Annotated in this window: 17 protein-coding genes; 7 read left to right on the top strand and 10 right to left on the bottom strand. The window is 60.2% G+C overall.

Going from position 1 to position 22,123, the window contains the following annotated elements; translation table 11 throughout:
- The first annotated feature begins 20 nt into the window (after window positions 1-20).
- Window positions 21-1,205, top strand: coding sequence for a 4-hydroxybenzoate 3-monooxygenase (gene pobA, locus ELQ88_RS12955; protein WP_138965470.1), 1,185 nt, complete (start codon window positions 21-23; stop codon window positions 1,203-1,205).
- A 151-nt stretch (window positions 1,206-1,356) separates the two neighbouring features.
- Here pobA and ELQ88_RS12950 read toward each other — a convergent pair whose 3' ends face one another.
- From ELQ88_RS12950 to ELQ88_RS12930, 5 genes are all read right to left on the bottom strand, one after another.
- Window positions 1,357-3,111 carry an acyl-CoA dehydrogenase family protein gene (locus tag ELQ88_RS12950; protein ID WP_138965468.1) on the bottom strand — a complete coding sequence of 585 codons (1,755 nt, stop codon included), beginning with the start codon at window positions 3,109-3,111 and terminating at the stop codon, window positions 1,357-1,359.
- A gap of 61 nt (window positions 3,112-3,172) precedes the next feature.
- The gene (locus ELQ88_RS12945) at window positions 3,173-4,414 is read right to left on the bottom strand and encodes a thiolase family protein (protein WP_138969507.1); all 1,242 of its coding nucleotides are present in this window, start codon (window positions 4,412-4,414) and stop codon (window positions 3,173-3,175) included.
- A gap of 8 nt (window positions 4,415-4,422) precedes the next feature.
- Entirely contained in the window at window positions 4,423-6,306 is a 1,884-nt protein-coding gene (locus tag ELQ88_RS12940; protein WP_138965466.1) for a feruloyl-CoA synthase, read from the bottom strand.
- 148 nt (window positions 6,307-6,454) lie between these two features.
- Complete coding sequence (locus tag ELQ88_RS12935) at window positions 6,455-7,903, bottom strand: aldehyde dehydrogenase (protein ID WP_138965464.1); 1,449 nt, start codon at window positions 7,901-7,903, stop codon at window positions 6,455-6,457.
- A 108-nt stretch (window positions 7,904-8,011) separates the two neighbouring features.
- Window positions 8,012-8,842 (bottom strand): p-hydroxycinnamoyl CoA hydratase/lyase, encoded by an 831-nt coding sequence (locus ELQ88_RS12930; RefSeq protein ID WP_138965462.1) that lies wholly within the window; start codon window positions 8,840-8,842, stop codon window positions 8,012-8,014.
- 212 nt (window positions 8,843-9,054) lie between these two features.
- Here ELQ88_RS12930 and ELQ88_RS12925 point away from each other — a divergent pair, with 212 nt between their 5' ends.
- On the top strand, window positions 9,055-9,543 hold the full coding sequence (locus ELQ88_RS12925) for a MarR family transcriptional regulator (protein WP_138965460.1): 489 nt from the start codon (window positions 9,055-9,057) through the stop codon (window positions 9,541-9,543).
- A gap of 43 nt (window positions 9,544-9,586) precedes the next feature.
- Here ELQ88_RS12925 and ELQ88_RS12920 read toward each other — a convergent pair whose 3' ends face one another.
- Window positions 9,587-10,909, bottom strand: a complete 1,323-nt coding sequence (locus ELQ88_RS12920) for an OprD family porin (RefSeq protein ID WP_138965458.1) — start codon at window positions 10,907-10,909, stop codon at window positions 9,587-9,589.
- Window positions 10,910-11,240: 331 nt separating this feature from the next.
- On the opposite strand from ELQ88_RS12920, the gene mhpT reads away from it, so the two are divergent.
- From mhpT to ELQ88_RS12900, 4 genes are all read left to right on the top strand, one after another.
- Window positions 11,241-12,458, top strand: coding sequence for a 3-(3-hydroxy-phenyl)propionate transporter MhpT (gene mhpT / locus ELQ88_RS12915; RefSeq protein ID WP_138965456.1), 1,218 nt, complete (start codon window positions 11,241-11,243; stop codon window positions 12,456-12,458).
- A gap of 552 nt (window positions 12,459-13,010) precedes the next feature.
- The gene (locus ELQ88_RS12910) at window positions 13,011-14,345 is read left to right on the top strand and encodes an MFS transporter (RefSeq protein ID WP_138965454.1); all 1,335 of its coding nucleotides are present in this window, start codon (window positions 13,011-13,013) and stop codon (window positions 14,343-14,345) included.
- Window positions 14,346-14,411: 66 nt separating this feature from the next.
- A complete protein-coding gene (locus ELQ88_RS12905) occupies window positions 14,412-15,662 on the top strand; it encodes an OprD family porin (protein ID WP_138965452.1) in 1,251 nt (416 codons plus the stop codon).
- Between the two features lie 86 nt (window positions 15,663-15,748).
- Complete coding sequence (locus tag ELQ88_RS12900) at window positions 15,749-16,465, top strand: GntR family transcriptional regulator (protein ID WP_138965450.1); 717 nt, start codon at window positions 15,749-15,751, stop codon at window positions 16,463-16,465.
- A 9-nt stretch (window positions 16,466-16,474) separates the two neighbouring features.
- Here the strand turns inward: ELQ88_RS12900 and ELQ88_RS12895 are convergent, their stop codons facing one another.
- The 3 genes from ELQ88_RS12895 to ELQ88_RS12880 form a co-directional block, all read right to left on the bottom strand.
- On the bottom strand, window positions 16,475-17,425 hold the full coding sequence (locus tag ELQ88_RS12895) for a PDR/VanB family oxidoreductase (RefSeq protein ID WP_138965448.1): 951 nt from the start codon (window positions 17,423-17,425) through the stop codon (window positions 16,475-16,477).
- A gap of 87 nt (window positions 17,426-17,512) precedes the next feature.
- A complete protein-coding gene (locus ELQ88_RS12890; protein ID WP_138965446.1) occupies window positions 17,513-18,571 on the bottom strand; it encodes an aromatic ring-hydroxylating dioxygenase subunit alpha in 1,059 nt (352 codons plus the stop codon).
- 782 nt (window positions 18,572-19,353) lie between these two features.
- A complete protein-coding gene (locus tag ELQ88_RS12880) occupies window positions 19,354-20,208 on the bottom strand; it encodes an AraC family transcriptional regulator (protein ID WP_138965444.1) in 855 nt (284 codons plus the stop codon).
- Between the two features lie 93 nt (window positions 20,209-20,301).
- Here ELQ88_RS12880 and ELQ88_RS12875 point away from each other — a divergent pair, with 93 nt between their 5' ends.
- Window positions 20,302-20,676, top strand: a complete 375-nt coding sequence (locus ELQ88_RS12875) for an alginate export family protein (protein WP_228761603.1) — start codon at window positions 20,302-20,304, stop codon at window positions 20,674-20,676.
- Between the two features lie 89 nt (window positions 20,677-20,765).
- Here the strand turns inward: ELQ88_RS12875 and ELQ88_RS12870 are convergent, their stop codons facing one another.
- Window positions 20,766-22,034, bottom strand: coding sequence for an OprD family porin (locus ELQ88_RS12870; protein ID WP_138965442.1), 1,269 nt, complete (start codon window positions 22,032-22,034; stop codon window positions 20,766-20,768).
- Between the last annotated feature and the right edge of the window lie 89 nt (window positions 22,035-22,123).

Genomic DNA, 22,123 nt, shown 5'->3' with positions numbered 1-22,123 from the left:
GCACAGACAGGACAACAACAATGAAAACTCAAGTCGCCATCATCGGCGCTGGCCCCTCCGGCTTGCTGCTCGGTCAATTGCTGCATCGCGCCGGCATCGACAACGTCATCATCGAACGCAAGAACCCGGAGTACATCCTTTCGCGAATTCGTGCGGGTGTGCTGGAGCAAGGCATGGTCGATCTGTTGCGCGAGGCTGGCGTCAGTGAACGCATGGATGCCAATGGTCTGGTGCACGACGGTTTCGAACTGGCCTTCGATGGACGTTGTGAACACATTGACCTCAAACAGCTGACCGGCGGCAAGACCGTGATGGTCTACGGTCAGACCGAAGTGACCCGTGACTTGATGGAGGCCCGCGCAGCCGCAGGAGCCATGACCGTCTACGACGCCGACAACGTGCACCCTCACGACATGAAGAGTGACAGCCCTTACGTCACCTTTGAGCGTAACGGCGAGATCGTACGCCTGGACTGCGATTACATTGCCGGTTGCGACGGGTTCCATGGTGTCTCGCGACAGTCCATACCGGCAGAAGCCCTAAAGGTGTTCGAGCGCGTCTACCCCTTTGGCTGGCTCGGTATCCTCGCCGACACCCCGCCCGTCCACGAGGAGCTGGTCTACGCCAACCATGAGCGCGGCTTCGCCTTGTGCAGCATGCGCTCGAAAACTCGTACCCGTTATTACGTGCAAGTGGGGACCGAGGAAAAACTCGAAGACTGGCCCGATGAGCGCTTCTGGGACGAACTCAAACTGCGCCTGCCAGCGCACCTCGCCGACCAGTTGGTGACCGGCCCCTCCATTGAAAAAAGTATCGCGCCGCTGCGCAGTTTCGTCGTGGAACCCATGCAATATGGCCGCCTGTTCCTGCTGGGTGATGCGGCTCACATCGTCCCGCCGACCGGTGCCAAGGGCCTTAATCTCGCCGCCAGCGATGTCAGCACACTGTATCGAATTTTGCTCAAGGTCTATGGCGAGGGTCGCACCGATCTGCTAGAGAAATACTCGCAAATCTGCCTGCGCCGAGTGTGGAAAGCCGAGCGCTTTTCCTGGTGGATGACCTCGTTGTTACACCGGTTCCCAGACACCGATGCCTTCGGCCTGCGTATGCAGCAAACCGAGCTCGACTACTTCGTCGGTTCGCCCGCCGGGCGCCAGAGCATTGCCGAGAATTACGTCGGCCTACCCTACGAAGCCATAGAGTAATGGACAAGTCGTGACCTGAGCCCGATGCCCAGGTCAATGTGCAGGAAACACCACTCCGACCTGCTCGATGATCGACATCCACGTTGATGTCGGCGCCAATCGCGCCCACCGAATCATCGAGCAACTTCGCCAATCCAATCGTTGAACCCAGTTAAATAAACGCCAACCTTGCTCGCGCCCCACGCACCGCAGCCATGTGCTGCTCGGCCTGGGGCAACAGGTAGCTGAAAAAAAACCCGGCGGTTTCCAGTTTGACGGCGCGCAGTGGATCGTCCTCAGGCAATTGCCGCGAGACCCGAGCCGCCCGTGCCCAGGCCAGCGCAAGCAAGGTCAGGCCGCAAAGCTGAAGGAAATTCCCTGCAGCTCGATATGGGTACTCGACATCTTCGAGTGATAGCTCACGCACCTCGCCAACCAGCACGTGAAGCGCACCACACAGGGTTACCAGTTGCGCAGCGTAGCCAGCGCACTGTGGCATTTCGGCGCCCAGCCTGGACTCCTCGCGCAATTGCGCCAACAACAGGTCAAAAGCCTGGCCCTGGTCGCCCAATACCTTGCGTAGTAGCAGGTCATTGGCCTGAATCTCGTTGCTACCTTCGTAAATCATGGCGATACGGCTGTCGCGCAGGGTTTGCTCGATGGCAAATTCGGTGACGTAACCGTAACCGCCAAACACCTGCAAGGCGTTGCTGGCCTGGCGAAAACCCTGTTCGGTGAAAAACGCCTTAATGATCGGCGTTAGCAGTTGCGCCAGTTGCCCGGCTTGTTGCCGAGCCAGTAGCTGCGGGTCATGTTCGGCCTGGTCCAACAGGTGTGCGACCCAATAGCCGATAGCACGCATGCCTTCGCTGGTGGCGCGTAATTCGAGCAGGACGCGGCGCATTGCCGGATGGTAGTGGATCGGGTCGGCTGCCTGCGCCACGACCCCGGCCGGTCTTAACGGTGCGCGCATCTGCTGGCGTTCACTGGCGTAGCTACGGCAGTTCTGCCAGGCCGCTTCGCTGTGCCCCAGGCCTTGCAGACCTACGTGAAGACGTGCTGAATTCATCATCACGAACATCGCCTTCAAGCCACGATTGACCTCGCCAATCAACCAGCCCTGGGCCGCCTCGAACACCAGAGAACAGGTGGAACTGCCCCTAATCCCCATCTTGTGCTCGATACCGTCGCAGGCCACGCCGTTGGCCTGACCTTGATTCAATAACTTCGGCACCAGGAACAGCGAAATCCCGTGGCTGCCAGTTGGCGCTCCCGGCACGCGAGCCAGCACCAGATGCAGGATGTTGTTGGTGAGGTCGTGCTCGCCGCCCGAGATAAACAGCTTGTTGCCGCTGAGCCGATAACTGCCGTCGTCCTGAGGTTCGGCGCGACAGCGTAGCAGGCCGACATCACTGCCAGCCTGGGGCTCAGTCAGGCACATGGTGGCCAAGGTTTCGCCACTAATTATCCCGGGAAGATAGCGCTCCTGCAGCCACGCGGCTGCGTGGGTCTTCAAACACAGATAGGCGCCGTGGGCGATGCCGGTGTACATGGCCCAAGCGTGGTTGCTGGCGTAAAGCATCTCTTGCAGCGCCGCGTCGAGCACTTGCGGCAAGCCTTGTCCACCCAGCGCTTCGGCACAGGCCAGGGCCGGCCAACCGCCTTCGACATAGGCCCGATACGCGTCGGCAAAGCCATCCGGAGTGGTGACCCGTCCCTCAGCCAAACGGCAACCCTGGCGATCGCCAATGCTGTTTAATGGCGCCAGGATGCCACTGCTGAAACGCCCAGCTTCCTCCAGCACCTGCACGGCCAGCGGCAAATCCAGCGCCTCGAATACCGAACTCCGACGCCACGCTTCGGGCGCCTGCAGCCAGTGTTCAAGAACAAATCGCATATCGCGCAAGGGCGCCTGATAGCTCCACATGTGAAACCTCATAGGGTAGTGAACAGGTGACATTCGTCGCTACGGGCGGGCTATTAATGCCTCAGGCGCGCCAGGTTGGGTTCTCGATCAGCAGGGCCATGCCCTGCCCGCCGCCGACACAGGCCGCGGCAATCCCATAGCGCAGGTTGTGCTCGCGCAGTTGCCGGGACAAGGTCAATACCAAGCGCAGACCACTGGCAGCCAACGGGTGACCGAGGGCCAGCGAGCCGCCCTGAACGTTGAGACGGGAGCGGTCCAGCTCCAACTCCTGAGCCACGGCGAGGACCTGGGCGGCTTGGGCTTCGTTGATTTCAAACCTGTCGATCTGATCCAGGCTCAAGCCGCTGCGCTGCGCCAACAGACGAATCGCCGGTGCTGGACCGATACCCATGAACTCCGGCGCCACCCCCACCACAGCGCTGGCCCGCAGCAAGGCTAACGGGGTATTCCGGCTGGCCGAAGCAGGTCCGACCAGCGCCGCTGCTGCACCATCGACTACCGCACAGCTGTTTCCGGCGGTTTGTACGCCTCCCTCGTGCACGGCGCGCAGCCGGGCCAGGGCGGATAAATTTGCGTGTCGTGGGTGGCTGTCTTCACTCACCGAGTCGACGCCACGTGGTAAGCGAATACTGCGAGATTGATAGCCTTCAAGTTCAAAGATTTGAGGACCCACATCAACAATCTCAGGCGCCAGCCACCCTGACTGCTGCGCCGCAAACGCCTGCTGATGGCTGGAACAGGCATAGGCATCCACGGCTTCGCGACTCAGCCCGTAGCGCCGTGCCAGCTTGTCGGCGGTGGCGATCATGTCCACCCCGGGAGCTGGGTCGTACAACGCTTCCCAGAGAAAGTCCTTGAACTGCACCTCGGCGCCAAGGCGGAAACCGCCACGATGGGTATAGGCCGCAATCGGATTGCGTGACATCGACTCGGTGGCCACGCACAGCGCCAGTTGCATACCGTCATCCAGTTGCCTGGCGGCCTGGCGCAGCAGTTCGAATCCGGTGGCACAGATACGCTGCACGCCCAGTGCCGGAACCGATTGCGCCACGCCGCTATAGAGACCGATATGCCGTGGCAGCAGGTAGGCATCGAAACTGGCCTGGGCCATGGAACCCGCCAGTACGCTGTCTACCGCCAGCGGATCGACGCCCGCGCGAGCCAGTACTTCGCGCCCGACCTTGATGCCCAGGTCGATCGGCGAAACCTCGGCCAGTGCGCCACCGAGGTCCACCCACGGTGTTCGCACTGCATCGAAAATCGCCGCATCGGCAAAGGCCGAGTACTGCCCGTCTGTGTTCACGACTTCGCTCACGTTTTCGCCCCGGCCCGCAGAATGGTCGGATCGAGCCCGCGATACAGGGCCTCGACCTGCTCCGCGCGCCACTGCAACACCGCACGCTGATTGATCGAGCCCTTGTCGGTGATTTCCCCGCGATCAATGGAGGCCGGCTCGTCGAGCAAGGCAATCCATTCCAGGCGACTGGCATTGCCGCCGGCTTCGCGATTGAGCCGCTGCAACCAATCGGCGAACCACTCGCGTACCGCCGTGCTTGCCAACACCTGGGCGTCGCTGGCACTGGCCGCCAGCCCCGCCAGGCGTCGGCATTCGTACAATCGCGGGAACACCAGCGCGCCGAGGCATTCACGATCCGGCGCGGTCACTACCAGGTCCTGGACATAGGGCGAGCCCTCCAGTACCGCACGATTACGCAGCGGGCCGACACTGACGAACACCCCTGAAGACAGCTTGAAGTCCTCGGCGATGCGCCCATCGAACATCAGCCCCAGTTGCGGGTCATGCGAGTTGGCAAGCTTGAGCGCATCACCGGAACAGTAAAAGCCTTGTTCGTCGAACACCTCGGCGGTCTGCTGCGGTGACCGCCAGTAACCGGGCATGATGTGCGGCCCACGGAAGCGCCCTTCCAGCTTGCCGTCCTTGGGTACCAACCGGACCTCGCAACCCGGCGCCGGCAAGCCGATATAACCGGCCATGGACAATGGCCCGGTGGTAAAGGTGCAGGAAGGCGCGGCCTCGGTCATGCCAAGCCCGGCCATCATCCGGATGCGTTCGCCACAGTGTTGTTCGGCGACCCGGTCCAGGCGATCCCAGACGCTTTGCGACAGCCCGGCAGCGGCGAAGAAGAATAGGCTGACGCGCTTGAAAAAACACTCCCGTAACTCTGCGTCCTGTTCCAGGGCCGAGACCAGTTCTTCCCAGCCCTTGGGCACGGTCAGGTAGGCGGTGGGAGATACCTCCTTGAGGTTGCGCAGGGTCTGGGCAAATCCCTGAGCAGTAGGTTTGCCGTCGTCCAGGTAAAAACTGCCGCCGTTGTAGAGCACGATGCCCAGGTTATGGCTGCCGCCGAACGTGTGGTTCCACGGCAGCCAATCCACTAGCACCGGAGGCTCTTGACCGAACACTGGAAAAGTCTGCAACAACATCTGCTGGTTGGCGCAGAGCATGCGTTGGGTGGTGATTACGGCCTTGGGCAGCCTGGTCGAGCCGGAAGTGAAAAGAAACTTGGCGATGCTGTCCGGACCAGTGGCGGCAAAAGCTGCTTCAGCCTTGGCGCCGCCCGGTTGTTCAAGCAGGCTGGAAAAGCTCGCCTGGCGGCGACCCGCGACCTGTCCACGGACGCTGATCAGTGGCGTATCGGCCGGTAACACGGCGTCGATGGCGCGCTGGTACGCTGGGGCGTCACTGACGAAAACCAGGCCTGGTTGTAGCAGGTTGCAAACGTGGCGCAGCTTGGAGAAGTCCTGGGACAGCAGCGAATAGGCCGGCGACACCGGGCAGTAGGGAATTCCCGCATACATCGCACCTAAGGCGACTTGCAAATGCTCAATGTCATTGCCCGAAAGCAGCACCAGGGGCTTGTCGGCCGACAGACCATAGCTCAGCAGGCATTGGGCGATAGCCCGGACACTGTCGAGCATTTGCGCGTAACTCACCCGACGCCATTCACCGTCGTCCTGGCGGGCGGCGATAAAGGTCTGCTCGGGACGCACCTGGGCCCAATGCACCAGACGGTCGAGCAACCGCCTGGGCATCTCGGCCAACGGTTCCAGGGAGCGCATGTGCAGTACGCCCTGCTGCTCGGTAACCTCTACCGCCGCGCAACCGATGGACACGTGGCGATAGCGCGGTGCGCTGGCTTGGGCATGGGATTGCAAACTGAATTCGGAACTCACGTGTTTCTTCTCCGTCGAGGCACGCTAAACCCAAGCCACACACAGGTGACTCATCGATAGCGTGGCAGCCGTTGGCTGCAGCCTTGTTATTGTTATTTCGGCCTTGCACACGGGCAATTGACTTGCGGGGAAGTCAATGCCCGCCAGTTCAGATCGGGTAGTGCCGCGATCCATTCTGCAAGGTGACCCAACGCAACTGGGTGAAGTGCTCGATGGATGCCTTGCCACCGAAACTTCCGTAGCCACTGGACTTGACCCCGCCAAAGGGCATCTGCGCCTCGTCGTGCACGGTCGGGCCGTTGATATGACAGATGCCCGACTCGACCCGTTGGGCCAAGGCCAGGGCACGCCCGCTATCGCGGCTGAAAATCGCCGCCGACAAACCAAACTCGGAGTCGTTGGCCAAGTGCAGAAGTGCTTCATCCCCCTCACCGCGCAGCAACACGGCCACCGGCCCGAACGACTCCTCGCGGTACAGGCGCATGCTCGCGTTGACGCCATCGAGCAGGGTCGGCTGCAAGATGCTGCCGTCCAGTTGCCCGCCGACCACCAGCTTCGCGCCCTTGGCAAGGGCATCGTCGATCAGGCCCTTGATGCGCGTTCCGGCGCTTGCATCCACCAGCGAACCGAGCACTGACTCCTCAGCCGCGGGGTCTCCTGCGCGCAGGGTGGCGACCTTGGCCGCCAACTTGTCGACAAAGGCATCGGCAACCTTGGCATCGACGATCAGACGCTCGGTGGACATGCAGATCTGTCCCTGATTGAAATAGGCGCCAAAGGCGGCCGCCTCTACCGCGGCGTCCAGGTCGGCATCGTCGAGCACCAGCAACGGTGCCTTTCCGCCCAGTTCCAGCAACGCCGGCTTGAGGTGGCGCGCGGCGAGTTCGCCGACGATGCGTCCGACATGGGTCGATCCAGTGAAATTGACCCGGCGCACCGCCGGGTTGGCGATCAGCCGTTCGACAATCGCCGCGGCATCCTCAGGTGCGTTGCTGATGACATTGACCACGCCATCGCCCAGGCCGGCGTCTTGCAATACCTGACCGATCAGGCGATGCACCGCAGGACTGAGCTCGGAGGCCTTGAGCACCACGGTGTTGCCGCAGGCCAATGGCATGGCGATAGCGCGGGTGGCGAGAATCACCGGGGCGTTCCAGGGTGCGATACCCAAGACGACGCCGCAGGGTTGGCGCAGGGCCATGGCGAAACTGCCAGGCACATCCGAGGGGATGACTTCGCCATTGATCTGCGTGGTCATCGATGCCGCTTCACGCAGCATGTTGGCCGCCAGCCGCACGTTGAACGCGTACCAGTTGGCCATGGCGCCGGTTTCGCCGGCCGCCTCGATGAACTCGGCACTGCGTGCCTGCAATTGCTCGGCCGCCTTGAGCAAACGGGTCCGGCGTTCATTGGGGGCCAGGGCGGCCCAGACCGGAAACGCCTTCTGCGCAGCGGCCACTGCGGCGTCGGCATCTTCCAGGGTGGCGGCGGCGACCCGCGACACCAACTCGCCAGTCACCGGGTTACGGCGTTCGAAGGTTCGACCGTCGCGAGCGGGGCACGACTGGCCGCCAATCAGCAGGGGCACGTCCAGCATGGTGATTCCTCTTTATAGTCTTTGTCGGGAATACATAAGAACGATATAACCGCAGCACCAGGCGCATCCGCCAGTAGCGGAATGCGCCCGGCTGCCTGGCGCGGCACCTCAGCGTTTGTACGCTTGCAGGCCCGGCTTGATGCTCTTGTCGTCGAGAAATTGTTTCATGCCCTGCTCACGGCCGCCTTCAGTGTCCAGCAGGCGTGACTGATCGAGCTTGGCGTATAGGTAATCCTCGTTCTGCTCCCACGTCAGTTCGCGGCAACGTTTGAAACCATGCTTGGCCGCACGCAGTACCACCGGGTTTTTCTCCAGCAGGTTACGCGCCAGCTCCACAGTGACTTCACGCAGTTGCGCGAGGGGTACGCTTTCATTGACCAGGCCCATCTCGGCGGCCTTCTGCCCGCCAAAGGTCTTGCCGGTCATGATGTAGTACAGCGACTGGCGATGGCCCACGGTGTCGGCCATGGCCTTGCTGACCAGGTTGCCCGGCGGGATCCCCCAGTTGATCTCCGAAAGACCGAAGGTCGCTTCGTCGGCGCAGATCGCCAGGTCGCAGGCCACCAAGGGGCTGAAGCCGCCGCCGAAGCACCAGCCGTTGACCATGGCAATGGTCGGCTTGGCGTACATGCGCAACAGTTTCCATTGCCATTGCGAGGCTTCACGGCGGATTTTTTCCTGGAGGATCTCCGGGCCAGCGTCCACTTCGCGGAAGTACTCCTTGAGATCCATCCCTGCAGTCCAGGCTTCGCCCGCACCGGTCAGCACCAGCACACCGGCGTCCGGATCCTGCTCCAGGGTTTCCAGAACATCGATCATCTCGCGGTTCAGGGTCGGGCTCATGGCGTTGCGTTTTTCCGGGCGGTTGAGGATGACCCACGCGATGCCTTCCTCGATTTCCACTTTGACCGTTGTCCAGCGACCTTCGTAATTGCTCATGACGATGCTCTCTTGTTCTTGGTTTGAAGATGACTGGAAATTAAACCGGCAAATTAGTTATGTCAATTAACTATTAATAAAATTAACCGGTTTCCAACACACTGAAGGCGCCCACTGTTCGAACGCCAATGGATATTGGCCATAGCAATCACCGGGCAACGCCGGCAAAATAGATAGCCTTGTTAACCTCAAATCCTCAGGACTCATCCGCAATGGCCAAGCCCTCCCCCCTCGCCGAGTCGATCGAGGCACCGTCGACCAACGCCGAGATGCAGGCACCCCTGGATTCGGCGTTGAACGACCTGATCGGCTACGCCATGCGCCGCGCACAACTCAAACTGTTCCAGAACCTGATTGGCCGCCTTTCGGCCCATGATCTGCGACCCGCACAGTTCTCCGCCCTGGCGATCATCCATCAGAACCCCGGCCTGATGCAGGCCGATCTGGCCCGGGCACTGACCATCGAGCCGCCCCAAGTGGTGCCGCTGCTCAATAAACTGGAAAGCCGTGCGCTGGCGGTGCGCGTGCGGTGCAAGCCGGACAAGCGCTCTTACGGGATCTTCCTCAGCAAGACTGGCGAGACCCTGCTCAAGGAACTGAACCAGATCGCCGCGCAAAGCGACCTGGACGCCACCGCGGCACTGGACAGCCAGGAACGCGAAGAGCTGCTGCGCCTGCTGAAGAAGATTTATCAGGAGTGACGCACGCCCCCAAGGGGCGTGCCGGTGAGAAGCCTGCAGGCAGTTACCAGATCGGCAAGGTGTAGGTCACCAGGAAGCGGGTCTGGTTTTCATCGCGAAATGCAGCGCCAGTCGGGAAATCATTGCGGTAGATCGCCTTGCGCGCCACCAGTGCGACGTTTTTCAGCGGACCGCTCTGCACCACGTAGCCCAGCTCCATCTGGAACTCGCGCTCCTTGCGGTCCTCGGCGTTGAAGGCTGCCAGCTCGATATGGTCACCGCGCAGATAACGCAACCGGCCCCTCAACCCGGGCACTCCGACCGCCACGAAGTCATAGTCATAGATGGCCTGCCACGTGCGCTCCTTGGCATTGAGAAAGTCCGAAGCCATGGTCAGCTCACTCATGCCCATCAACTCTGTCCCGGAGATGTAGGGCGTCGCCGAGTCGCCATTGGAATGCATATAGCCGATGCCCAGCTTGTGTCCGCCGTAACGGTAGCTGAACAGCCCCGAGATGTTGCGGTTATCCACTTCACCGCCCTTGGCGCTGCCATCCTCGCGACTGAAAAAACTGCGCAGGTCGCTGGTCAATACTCCCCCGCCCAGCGGCAGGTCGTGCAGCAAGGCAAAGGTGTCCTGTTGGTACAAGTCGGTCACCTCGGCGTGGTAGGCACGCAGGCTCAGCGTCTTGTTGACCTGATAATCGCCCCCCAGGTAAGCCATGTGCGAGGTCGTGGCAGTGGCGTTGAAGCGCCGGTTGGGCGAAGCGATGGTCATCGCCTCATAGTTCGTGGAATTGCGCTTGTCGATGCGATCGATGTATCCGGTGTTCAGCGTCAGGCCATCGATGTCCCTGGAGCTGAGGGTGGTACCGCGAAAGGTTTGTGGCAACAGTCGCGAGGGGCTGGCAAACGCAAACGGCAGGAAGATCGACACATCCCCGGACTTCACCGTGGTTTGGGCAAAACGCAGCTTGGCGGTCGGGGCCAGGCGCGAATACTCATCCGCCGCCCGATTGTCGCTGGCCGACACCGGCAACAACTCAGTGCCGCTGCGATCCGGCGCGGAGTCGAGCTTGACCCCCAACAGCCCGCGAACGTCCAGTCCAAAACCCAGGGGCCCTTCGGTAAACCCAGACTCCATGTTCATGATGAAACCCTGGGCCCACTCCTGGGCGGCGGTCTTGGCGCCATCGTCCTTGTATTGGCGGTCCAGGTAGTAATTACGCAGGGTCAAGGTGCCATGGCTGTCTTCGATAAAACCTGCGGCTAGAAGCTGGGTGGGCAGAACGCTTAAACCGAGCAGCGCCAGGACCAACCCTCGGTTGATACCGGGCACACAGGTGGCTGACGCCGTCGCAACGTCGTGCGTGGGGAGATTTGGCATGTTCGATTTCCATTTTTATTGTTGTTTGTGCTGCCGGGGGAGCGCATTGCTGCCGGCTTCGCGAACAGAGAATGGAAACAGACAATGACACCTGTCAACGGTAAATGACCGATAATCGAACATTAATATTATTATCTATTTTCTAGCAAGCTTGATCATCGCTACATTAATTATTGATTTATATAGGATATTTGTTGTTTTTTGTGATTTTCATGGAGTCGTTCATTTTTTAGTTATATTTGTTATCTTAATGATCAGCCGTCACCTTCAGCGTACCCCGTGCGATGGGACGGCTCGACTCCACAACAAAAACAACAATGAGGTTTCACCCATGGACAGCCCATCGCGTCGTTCGACGCTGACAATCGCTTTGTGCTTTATCGTTGCGCTGATCGAGGGTTTCGATCTGCAGGCCGCCGGCACCGCTGCCGCCGGGCTGCGCCAGAGTTTTGCCCTGGACCCGAAGATGATGGGTTGGGTGTTCAGCGCCGGGATCATCGGCCTGCTGCCTGGGGCGTTCTTTGGCGGCTGGGTCGCCGATCGCATCGGCCGCAAGAAAATCCTCGTCGGTGCAGTGCTGCTGTTCGGCCTGTTTTCCCTTTGCACTGCCTATGTCGAGAGCTACTCCAGCCTGTTGCTGGTGCGCTTCATGACCGGTTTGGGCCTAGGTGCCGCCTTGCCCAACCTGATAGCGTTGTGCGCCGAGGCCGTGAGCGAACGCAACCGCGGCACCGCCATCAGTGTCATGTACTGCGGCGTGCCCCTGGGCGGCGCGCTCGCGGCGGTGGTGGCGATGTTTTCCAGTGAGCACTGGCAAACCACCTTCATCATCGGCGGCCTGGTGCCCTTGCTGGTTGTACCGCTGATGGCCCTGCTGCTGCCCGAGTCCACTGCCTTCCGCCAGCAACATTCAACAACTGGCAGCCCACGGCCGTCCACCGCACAGGCGCTGTTCGGCGCAGGCCGAACACGTAACACCCTGGCCTTGTGGATGAGCTATTTCTTCACCTTGACCGTGATGTACATGCTGCTCAACTGGCTCCCTTCATTACTGCTGGAACAGGGCTTCAGCAAACCCCAGGCGGGCATGATCCAGATGCTGTTCAACATCGGTGGCGCCCTCGGCTCGCTGCTCGGCGGCCTGCTTCTGGACCGTTGCAACGGCCTCAAGGTCGTGCTGTTCGTGTATGCCGGGTTGCTGGCGGCGCTGGCCGGGGTCGGCCTGTCTATCGGAATCGTGCCAATGTCGATCGCCGGGTTTGCCGCCGGGCTTTTCGTCATGGCTGCGCAACTGGTGCTCTACGCCCTGGCGCCACCGTCCTACCCGACCGCAGTGCGCGCCACCGGCGTCGGCGCGGCCGTGGCCATCGGTCGCCTGGGCTCAGTGGCAGGCCCCTTGGCCGCCGGGCAGATCCTTGCCGCCGGTGCCGGCACTACTGGCGTGCTGCTGGCGACTTCACCCGGGCTGGTGATCGCCGCCTTGTCGATCATCACCGTGATCGCCCGATCCAGTTCGACCACTGAAGCACCACTGAATACCGCCAACTGAACATCACTGCGAAGTTTTCAACCATCTAGCGAAATCAAATCGAGTAAGAGGCGGTTTCACAACCGCCGTCCTCTCCCAGTGCCAGCGTGCACTGGGACTGGGCGCGTGCAGTTACAAAGTCTCGAATCGATCCTGCGCCAAGACTTGGAGCGAATATCGCTGGTCTGCGGTGCTGCGGCTTAAAACGCAAAGCATGTCCCGGGATCTACCACATCAGCCCCTCATACATCTCTAATGGATCCCTTGAAAACAAAGTGCCGATACGTTCGATAAACGAACACTTTTATATTTCGTAAGTATTTGTTTTTAAAGGTTTTTAATAATAAACATAGAAAAACAGATAAAAACTCCCTAACAAACACTTTTCAATGGATCCATAAAACGATTGACTGGCATCACACGGTGTCAGGTAAAACGCCTGCCCGCTCATAAAAATAACAAGGGTGTCGTGATGAGTGACTTCTCAATCGGGCTCAAGTCTTGGCTTGTACCCACCTTCGTGTGCCTTTCTCGTTTTACCTGTACGCAACCTCGTCTCAAGGGGCAGCAGCTATGACTGTCGCGCTCAAGAACGTAGTAGATGAACGGCCGATGGCTTCGTTCCAGTGGTTGGCCGTGGGTATCTGTATTGTCCTGAACATGATCGATGGGTTCGACGTGCTGGTGATGGCCTTCACGGCCTCCTCGGTATCTGCCGAATGGGGCCTGAACGGCGCGCAGATCGGGCTGTTGTTAAGTGCCGGGTTGTTTGGCATGGCGGCAGGCTCTCTGTTTATTGCACCGTGGGCGGACCGCTTTGGTCGTCGACCATTGATTCTGTTTTGCCTGCTGCTCTCAGGGGCCGGCATGCTGTTGTCGGCACTGAGCCAGTCGCCATTGCAACTGGCGCTGCTGCGTGGGCTGACCGGCTTGGGAATCGGCGGGATCCTGGCCAGCAGCAACGTGATTGCCAGTGAATACGCCAACAAACGCTGGCGTGGGTTGGCGGTGAGCCTGCAATCCACCGGTTATGCCTTGGGTGCGACCCTCGGTGGCCTGCTGTCAGTGTGGTTGTTAACGCACTTTGGCTGGCGCTCGGTATTCATATTCGGTGGTGCCGTAACCCTGGCGGTGATTCCACTGGTGCTGATGTATTTGCCCGAGTCGCTGGACTTTCTGATAGCCCGCCGCCCCGACAACGCCTTGGCACGCATCAATCGCCTGGCCGCCCGCCTCGGTCAGCCGCCACTGCGCGAGCTGCCCGCCGCCCTCTCGGCACCGACTTCAGGCCGCGGGCGCTTGGCGCAGTTGCTCTCACCGGCGTCACGGCGCACGACCCTGCTGATCTGGCTACTGTTCTTCCTGGTGATGTTCGGCTTCTACTTCGTGATGAGCTGGACGCCGAAGCTGCTGGTATCGGCAGGGCTATCGGCACAGCAAGGGATCAGTGGCGGTGTGTTGCTGAGCGTCGGCGGTATTTTCGGCGCGGCCCTGATTGGCGCCATGGCCTCGCGCTGGCGTCTGACCCGTGTGCTGTCGCTGTTCATGCTGGTTACGGCAGGTTTGCTGGTCCTGTTCGTTGACTCGGCTTCATCGGTATCCATGGCCCTCGGACTGGGCCTGTTGATCGGGCTGTTTGCCAATGGCTGCGTGGCGGGCTTGTACGCGCTGTCGCCGATTGTCTATGACGCTTCGGTACGAGCAACAGGCGTCGGTTGGGGCATCGGTATCGGGCGGATCGGCGCGATTCTTTCGCCGACCATGGCCGGCCTGTTGCTCGATAGCGGCTGGCAGCCACTGCATCTGTATGGGGTGTTTGCCGTGGTTTTCGTCATCGCCGCAGCCGTGTTGCTGCTACTGCGACCTGAAGCCAAACAGCAACCTGACGCCCAATTCAGCCAGGCTTGACCCTAGGCCAAGAGTAGCGAGGGGCCGCCCTCGCTACTGACTACATCCTCCAGGAATACAATAATAATGACTCGTTCCCCCCTCCCTCCCCGGGCCTTGCTCGGCGGTGCAATCCTGATCGCCCTCTTACCTTCAGCGCATGCTGAGAACGGTGGCTTTTTCGAGGATTCCAAGACCAGCCTGGTACTGCGCAATTACTACTTCAATCGTGATTTCAACGACCCGGGCGCCAGCAAGAGCAAGATAGAAGAATGGGCCCAAGGCGCCATCCTCAAGTTCAATTCTGGCTATACCCCTGGTGTGCTCGGTTTTGGCATTGACGGTATAGCGATGCTTGGCCTCAAGCTCGACAGCGGCCCACAACGCAGCGGCTCGGAACTGCTTCCGGTGCATGATGACGGCCACTCCGCCGACGATTACGGGCGCGTTGGCGTGGCCGCAAAAATGCGCCTATCCGCCACAGAACTGATGCTCGGTGAGCTCATGCCGGACATCCCGCTGCTGCGCTACGATGACGGCCGCCTGCTGCCACAGACCTTTCAGGGCACCATGCTGGTGTCCCGAGAGTTGCCGGGACTGAATCTGCAAGCAGGTCAATACACCGCCGTGAGCCTGCGCAACTCTTCAGACATGCAAGACCTCTCGGCCTGGGCAGCGCCCACCGTGATGTCGGACAGCTTCAACTATGCGGGTGCCGAATACCGCTTCAACGAACAACAGACCCTGATCGGCGCCTGGCACTCGCGGCTCGAAGACATCTATCAGCAAAGCTATCTGAACCTGCTGCATAAGCAGCAGTTCGGTGACTGGACCCTCGGCGCGAACCTGGGCTATTTCAGCGACAAGGAAGACGGCAGCGCACGTATCGGCAATGTGCAAAGCCACACCGCCTACGGGTTGTTCTCGGCCAAACTTGGCGGCCATACCCTGTATCTGGGACTGCAGAAGGTCAGCGGCGACACCGCCTGGATGTCGGTATATGGCAGTAGCGGGCGAACCCTGGGCAACGACATGTTCAACGGTAATTTCAGCAACGCCGACGAACGCTCCTGGCAGGCTCGATACGACTACGATTTCGCTGCCGCCGGCATCCCCGGCCTGTTGCTGATGACCCGCTACGGTCACGGCGAAAACGCCACCACCAAGGCGGGCAGCGATGGCAAGGAATGGGAGCGCGACACTGAGGTCAGCTACACCCTGCAAAGCGGTCCACTGAAAAGCCTTAGCGTGCGCGTCAACAACGCCACCAACCGTCGCAGCTTCAACAGTGACTTCGATCAGACCCGTATCATCATCAACTACCCTCTGTCACTCTGATCCTCCCGGCAGGGGCGCTTGTCGCCCCTGCAGCTCTCCCCCTCCTTGCGTTACTATGGCGAACCCCCTCTCTGGAAGTCGCCTGCATGAGTAAACCCGGTCAAATGGTGCTAGTGGCACTGCGCAAAATGATTGCCTCGGGTGAGCTGGCGGCGGGCGAGCGGCTGATGGAGATTCCGACGGCGGATCGCTTCGGCGTCTCGCGCATGCCGGTGCGCATGGCTTTCCTGACCCTCGAGCAGGAAGGCTTGCTGGTACGCCACGGCGGACGGGGCTATCAGGTGCGCTCGGTGAGTGCCGACGATATTGCCGGCGCCGTGGAAGTGCGTGGAGTGCTGGAGGGGCTGGCCGCACGGCAGAGTGCCGAACGTGGATTGAGCGAGCAAGCGCAGGCGGCACTGCACGAATGCCTGGTGCAAGGCGATGCACTGTTCGAAAAAGGCTACGTGACAGAAGAAGACCTTGAGGCGTTTCATGACCTCAACATGCGCTTTCACCAGGTGATCGTCGAAAGCAGCGCCAATCCGGCCATCGCCGAAGCCCTGGCGCGCAATGACCATCGTCCCTTCGCTTCAGTGTCTGCGCTGGCTTTCGATCGCGAAGACATGGCACGCGAATACCGGCGCTTCAATTTCGCTCACATGCAACACCACTCGGTGGTCGACGCTCTGGTCAGTCGCCAGGGTGCTCGCGCCGAAGCCATCATGCGCGAACATGCCAATGCGACCCTGCGTTACGCCGAGGTGTTCGGTGCGAGCGGCAACAGTAGCGAACGGATGAAAGTGATCGCGCGCGGCGAATGATCGCTTGATTCAGAGGTCCAGCACCAGCAACGCCGATTTGGATCTCGAACAGCAGGGTGTGAACTGATCATTGGCAGCTTGCTCCTCTTCGGTGAGAAACAGGTCACGGTGTTCAGGCACCCCTTCCAGCACACGGGTCAGGCAGGTTCCACAAACACCCTGCTCACAGGAAATCGCGATCTCGACACCGTGACTTTCCAGCACCTGGACCACCGTCTTGTCGGCAGGAATGTCGAACACCTGACCGCTACTGCCAAGCTTCACCTGGAACGACCCATCGGTACTGGTATCCACCGGCGCTGCGGCGAAATATTCACGGTGTAATTGCGCTTCACTCCAGCCCTGGATCCTGGCGCTGTCGAGCACATGCTGCATGAAGCCTGAAGGACCACAGACATACAGGTGCAAGTCCGGTGCCGGACCGGCGAGAACTTTGGCGGCATCCAGGCGCGAATCGGGGTCTTCATCAAAATGCAGATGCACGCGGTCGGCAAAGGGTGCCCCCTTGAGTCGCTCGACAAAAGCCGCACGGTCACCGGCGCGCGCGCAGTAATGCAGTTCGAAATCGGCGCCGCTGTCGGCCAGTTGCTCGGCCATGCAGAGAATCGGGGTGATGCCGATACCGCCGGCGAACAACAGGCTACGCCGCGCTTCACCCACCAGCGGGAATAGGTTGCGCGGCTCGCTGATGTACAGCCGATCGCCGCTGTTGACCTGCTCATGCATGCACTGAGAACCACCGCGCGAGGCTGCGTCCTTGAGCACGCTGATCTGGTAGCGATGGCGCTCTTGAGGGTGATTGCACAGTGAGTACTGGCGGATCAGCCCGCCAGGCAAGTGTATGTCGATGTGGGCGCCGGCAGTGAAGCCGGGCAGCTCCCCACCCTGGGCACAGGTCAGCTCGTAGCTGCAAATATCCAACGCTTCGTTGTTGCGGGATGTCACGACGACTTCAATCATGTCGCACCTTCAAGACCGGCCACCGCAGTGGCCGCGAAAAATGGGTATGGGAGTGGACCGCGGTATGTTCGAGGGCGCTCGCCGTCGCTATTTGACCGAGCTGATCAGCTCGACCGCCGGGGCCCGCTCTCGGGCGATGATGCGCTCCAGCACTCGCCTGGACTGCACGCCACCGGCATCTATATTGAGCTTGAGCAAGTTGCGCTCAGGGTTGGCCAGCAGGTTTTTCTGCTGTTGCTCAAGCATGTCCAGGTCTTCGCTGAAGATCTTTCCCTGGCCCTCACGGATGCTCGCGGTCAGCGCTTCGTCATGCGGATTGAAGTTGCGTGCCATACCCCAGAAGTACCAGATCGAGGTGTCGGTTTCTGGTGTAATGAAGTCGACCACGATGCTCGCGGCTTTGTGTTGCGGCGCTGCGTTGTAGCCGCCCTTGCCGGCGTGGGCCACCCCCACCTCAATCAATACGTGACTGGGCGGGCTGAAGCGGCAGATCTGCCAACGGTCCACCAGCACGTCGTCGGCCAGGTTGTTACCCCGCAGGGCCATGCGCCAGAACGGCGGCGCCATGATGTTTTCCATGTGCCGCGCGGTGACGACTTCGTCACCCTGAACGGTGGTGACCGGCGCCGCTTCATCGATTTCCTTCTGGCCAATGCTTGAAGCGTGCACGTAGGTTTCGTGGGTCAGGTCCATCAGGTTATCGATCATCAGGCGATAGTCGCAGCCGATATGGAACAGCCCACCACCATAGGCCCACTGATCGCTGACAGCCCATTCCAGATGGTGGATCAGCGCAGGGTCGGCCTTGTCCTGCTCCCCAGGCCAGACCCAGATAAAACCGTAACGCTCTTCAACGGCGTACGCCTTGTTGCACGGAAAGCCCCGCACCCGCTGCCCCGGCATTTCGACGGTCTTGCCGTCACAGCCCATCACCAGGCCGTGGTAGCCGCAGACCAGGTTGCCGTTCTCGACATACCCAAGCGATAAGGGGGCGCCGCGATGCGGGCAAAAATCCTCGACGGCGGCAACACGCCCTTCATGGCCGCGATAGAAAACGATTTTTTCACCGCATATTTGCCGCCCCAAGGGCTTCTCAGCAATCTCGTCGGAGGTGCAGGCGACATACCAGGTGTTTTTCGGATACATGGGGATCTCCAGGCCAGGTTTATTCTTATGGATCCATTTGATCGATTTTCACCCGGCAAAGTCAAGCTTTTTTGCCTGTACCAGCTTTTAATGGATCCATTAACGCCCTTGCAGTGTTTAATCCTGCGCATTGATCCTATGAAGCGAAGCCGCTCCCGTGCTGACGCAGGTTTCTGGAGTTCTGGAAGGCCAATCACGACGGCGTCTACAACAGGGGTTTCGATCTGGAAAAACCCTTCGACTGCTTGGTTCTGCCGGCACGCCTGGAGAGGCGCGCGCAGGTCTGAGATCCCCAGCAACTCCGCCGCCAACCAACCGGCCATGCAAGCGTCTCCTGCGCCATCGCGCCAAAAAAGCCATTCAGCAGCTGGGGTTGCCGGTAGCGCGTAAAGAAAACAACTTTGTCGTCGTCGGCCCGTACAAACAGAAGCAGGACGCGGCCCGAGTCGTGAAAGAGCTGAGTAAACATCATGGCGTTAGAGGATGGATAATGGCGGGAAACTGACATAGCCCGATTTAGCACTGGGCCGAACTCGAACAAACGGCTACTTGTTTGACAGAAGAGAGCATTCAAGATCGCAAAACAACCCAGAGCCGAATTCGCCCTGGAGAAATGCCTGATCGCCAACTTATGGATAAAATTTTAACTCAGCGAGCTGAACCACGGCCTCGATTAGTAGACTCTACGACTTTCGCAACCGATACAAACCGCCAGCTTTCAAGATGAAAGACTCACTTCATCGGCGGGAGCATTGCCCAATCCCCCCCGCCCTCCTCTCGGTTCAAACCGTCGCATAACTATCCACTACCCTCCGGTACTGGCTGGGAGAGGCGCCGATGTGTTGCTGAAAAAACCGCGTGAAATGACCTTGCTCGGAGAACCCGAGGTTCTCCGACAACAGGCCCAAGGTTCCACTGCGCTCACGCTCCAGCCAGGCAAAAGCCCGGCGCATGCGCGCGTCGTTAAGCAACAGGGTCGGCGTCATGCCGGTATCTTTCTTGAATAGCGCAAAGAAGTGCGCCCGGGACAGACCACAAGCCCGCGCGGCGTTGTCGATCGGGTGCGGATCATCGAGGTGCTCAAGCAACCAGGCGGTGCCACGGCGCACGCGCGCGTCCCGGAACTCACCTGAACTCGGCGCCCCCAATAGCGACAAATGCCGCCAGCTGGAAAAGTCCTCGATCAGTTCGATCAGGAAGTCGAACAGCATGAATTCCATGCGCTCTTTCGGCACGATCCCGCAGCCATGGGCTTCGGCGACCAGGATATCGGCCAAGGTGCGATTACGACTCGACAGCTCGATGCATGACCGGGCAAAAAAGTCCGGGCGAGCGCTGAGCGCCAGCGACTGCTGGGCAGTGGCCAGCCAGGCAGGCTCGATGTAGAGCGCCAGGATTACAGTGGCACCGGCACCCGGCTGCGGATCGTAGAAATGCGGCTCCCAGGCGTTGACCAGCACCGCCGTGCGATCGCTGAGCGGCACCCGCCGCCCGTTGACGTTGAAGTAAGTGTCCTCGCCGGACACTTTGACCAGCACATGGCATTCGGAATGGGTGTGGGTAACCAGCGAACGATCCATGTCCAGCAAGGCGACCCGGCCAAACCTGCCGTGGAAAACCCGTTGGGCAATCGACATCAGATTCCTCCGCTCGCTTGAAGCGATATTGTTATCGGCCTCAATGCCTATCATCGGGGCGTCTATCTATTTCTCAAGCCCGTCGATCGGTCCATGGTTCAGCAACACTTGGCTGGCCACTATCGCGCGCGAATGACCGAGCGTCTACCTCGACTTTCGCAGCCCCCACGCTCGTCGGAAAAGCCGACTCACTTCAACAAGTTCCGTTTCGAACCGGGCATATTTGCTGCCTGGCGAGAAAGCAACGATGACGGCGTCTATTTGCCCGGCATGACCACAGCGCCCGGAACAACCGCCAGCAGCGGAAAACGCCTGGGCACCCTGTATCAGGCCAACGCCAATTGGACGCCGACCGCTAACGTTTCCGTTGACCTTGATTATTTGTTCTCCGACATCGGTTCGGCGATCAAAAGCGCCGGCGGCAACAACTCGCAAATACTGGTGCTGCGCTCTACGTTTCGCTTTTAGGCATCAAGGTCATCCGACACGCCACTACCGCGGTTACGGCATCAACCGATAACCGCGGCGGCGCCGCCATGGACATCGACGCAACAGCCTTACCAGAGCGGCAGGCTGTAGCTGACGATCAGGCGATTCTCGTCGATGTCACTGGCAAAGCTCGAACGATAAGTCGCGTTGCGCCATTTGATGCCGACGTTTTTCAGCGCGCCACTCTGGATCACATAGCCGATGTCGGTATTACGTTCCCACTCCTTGCCGGTTCCCGAAGCTACTCCCAGGTCGACCTGGTCGCCTTTTGCATAACGGGTCATGAAGGTCAGGCCGGGAATGCCGAGGCCGGCGAAGTTGAAGTCGTAACGGGCTTGCAGGGAGCGCTCGTCCTGATTGCCGAAGTCGTTGATTTGCAGGAGGTTGACCAGGTACGGATCGGTGCCCTGAACGTTGGCGAAACCGGTGTCGCCGCTCATTTTCTGGTAGCTGAGACCGAAGGCGTGCGCGCCCAGTGAATAGGTGAACATGGCGCCGAGCATTTGGTTGTCGACATTGCTGCTGCCGTCATCGGTCGATCGGGCCCAACGAAGATCGGATTTCAGCGCCTGCCCCTCGGCAATGGGCAACACATGCATCACCGTCAGATAATGCTGCTTGTACAGGTCGTCCAACTGCGCGTAGTGGTAGCCGGTACTGAGCGTCTTGCTCCACCTGTAATCGCCACCGAGAAAGTCGAACTGGTCGGTGGTAGCCCTCGCCCCGGTCACGATGTTGCGCCTGGGGCCTTTCATGACTGTCATGTCTTCGCGGTTGGTCGAGTCGCGCTGGTTCACCTGGGTGAGGCGACCGGCGTCGAAGGTCAGACCCGCGAGGTCCGTCGAGTTCAGCCAGCCACCCTGGAAGGTCTGCGGCAGCAGCCGTGTATCGTTGGGCTGCAATACCGGCAGCTTGGGAATCAGGGTCCCTGCCTTGAGGGTGGACTTGGAAACCCGGAGCTTGGCAGTCAGGCCAAGCTCGCTGTTGTCATCGGGTGCCGTCCTCGACTCGGTGCCACGCGGTAGCAGACCGGTGGCGCCCGCGCGATCCGGGCTCGAATCCAGCTTGATGCCGAGCAGACCAAGCGCATCGACCCCCACGCCCACCGGTCCTTCGGTGTAGCCGGATTCGTAGCGCAACAGGAAGCCTTGCGCCCACTCCTCGCCCTTGTTTTGTGGGGCCGCTGGCTGGCGGAAGTCTCGGTTCATATAGAAATTGCGCATGTCCAGACTGGCCTTGCTGTCCGCAAGGAACTCAGCCGAAGCGGATGAACAAACGCCGAAAGCCCCAGTAAGGCCTGACAGCAGAAAAACCTGGGTGGGACGAAGTACGTGCATAGCTCTCTCTTCTTGTTAGGTGGTAAATCGGCGATCCCAAACGGCACTAAGTCGAGATACCCGGCGAACCGACAGGCATCAGAATCTGC

The organism is Pseudomonas sp. MPC6, assembly GCF_006094435.1.
Classification (GTDB): domain Bacteria; phylum Pseudomonadota; class Gammaproteobacteria; order Pseudomonadales; family Pseudomonadaceae; genus Aquipseudomonas.
The sequence above is the reverse complement of the archived record's forward strand: the minus strand, read 5'-3'. Positions and strand labels throughout refer to the sequence as shown.

Excerpts from the sequence above, each read along its gene's own strand:
- ELQ88_RS12880 (WP_138965444.1), bottom strand. The coding sequence starts at position 20,208 with ATGTCGATTGCCCAACGGGTTTTCCACGGCAGGTTTGGCCGGGTCGCC.
- pobA (WP_138965470.1), top strand. The coding sequence starts at position 21 with ATGAAAACTCAAGTCGCCATCATCGGCGCTGGCCCCTCCGGCTTGCTG.
- ELQ88_RS12935 (WP_138965464.1), bottom strand. The coding sequence starts at position 7,903 with ATGCTGGACGTGCCCCTGCTGATTGGCGGCCAGTCGTGCCCCGCTCGC.
- ELQ88_RS12895 (WP_138965448.1), bottom strand. The coding sequence starts at position 17,425 with ATGATTGAAGTCGTCGTGACATCCCGCAACAACGAAGCGTTGGATATT.
- ELQ88_RS12890 (WP_138965446.1), bottom strand. The coding sequence starts at position 18,571 with ATGTATCCGAAAAACACCTGGTATGTCGCCTGCACCTCCGACGAGATT.
- mhpT (WP_138965456.1), top strand. The coding sequence starts at position 11,241 with ATGGACAGCCCATCGCGTCGTTCGACGCTGACAATCGCTTTGTGCTTT.
- ELQ88_RS12920 (WP_138965458.1), bottom strand. The coding sequence starts at position 10,909 with ATGCCAAATCTCCCCACGCACGACGTTGCGACGGCGTCAGCCACCTGT.
- ELQ88_RS12950 (WP_138965468.1), bottom strand. The coding sequence starts at position 3,111 with ATGTGGAGCTATCAGGCGCCCTTGCGCGATATGCGATTTGTTCTTGAA.
- ELQ88_RS12900 (WP_138965450.1), top strand. The coding sequence starts at position 15,749 with ATGAGTAAACCCGGTCAAATGGTGCTAGTGGCACTGCGCAAAATGATT.
- ELQ88_RS12870 (WP_138965442.1), bottom strand. The coding sequence starts at position 22,034 with ATGCACGTACTTCGTCCCACCCAGGTTTTTCTGCTGTCAGGCCTTACT.
- ELQ88_RS12930 (WP_138965462.1), bottom strand. The coding sequence starts at position 8,842 with ATGAGCAATTACGAAGGTCGCTGGACAACGGTCAAAGTGGAAATCGAG.
- ELQ88_RS12905 (WP_138965452.1), top strand. The coding sequence starts at position 14,412 with ATGACTCGTTCCCCCCTCCCTCCCCGGGCCTTGCTCGGCGGTGCAATC.
- ELQ88_RS12910 (WP_138965454.1), top strand. The coding sequence starts at position 13,011 with ATGACTGTCGCGCTCAAGAACGTAGTAGATGAACGGCCGATGGCTTCG.
- ELQ88_RS12875 (WP_228761603.1), top strand. The coding sequence starts at position 20,302 with ATGGTTCAGCAACACTTGGCTGGCCACTATCGCGCGCGAATGACCGAG.
- ELQ88_RS12925 (WP_138965460.1), top strand. The coding sequence starts at position 9,055 with ATGGCCAAGCCCTCCCCCCTCGCCGAGTCGATCGAGGCACCGTCGACC.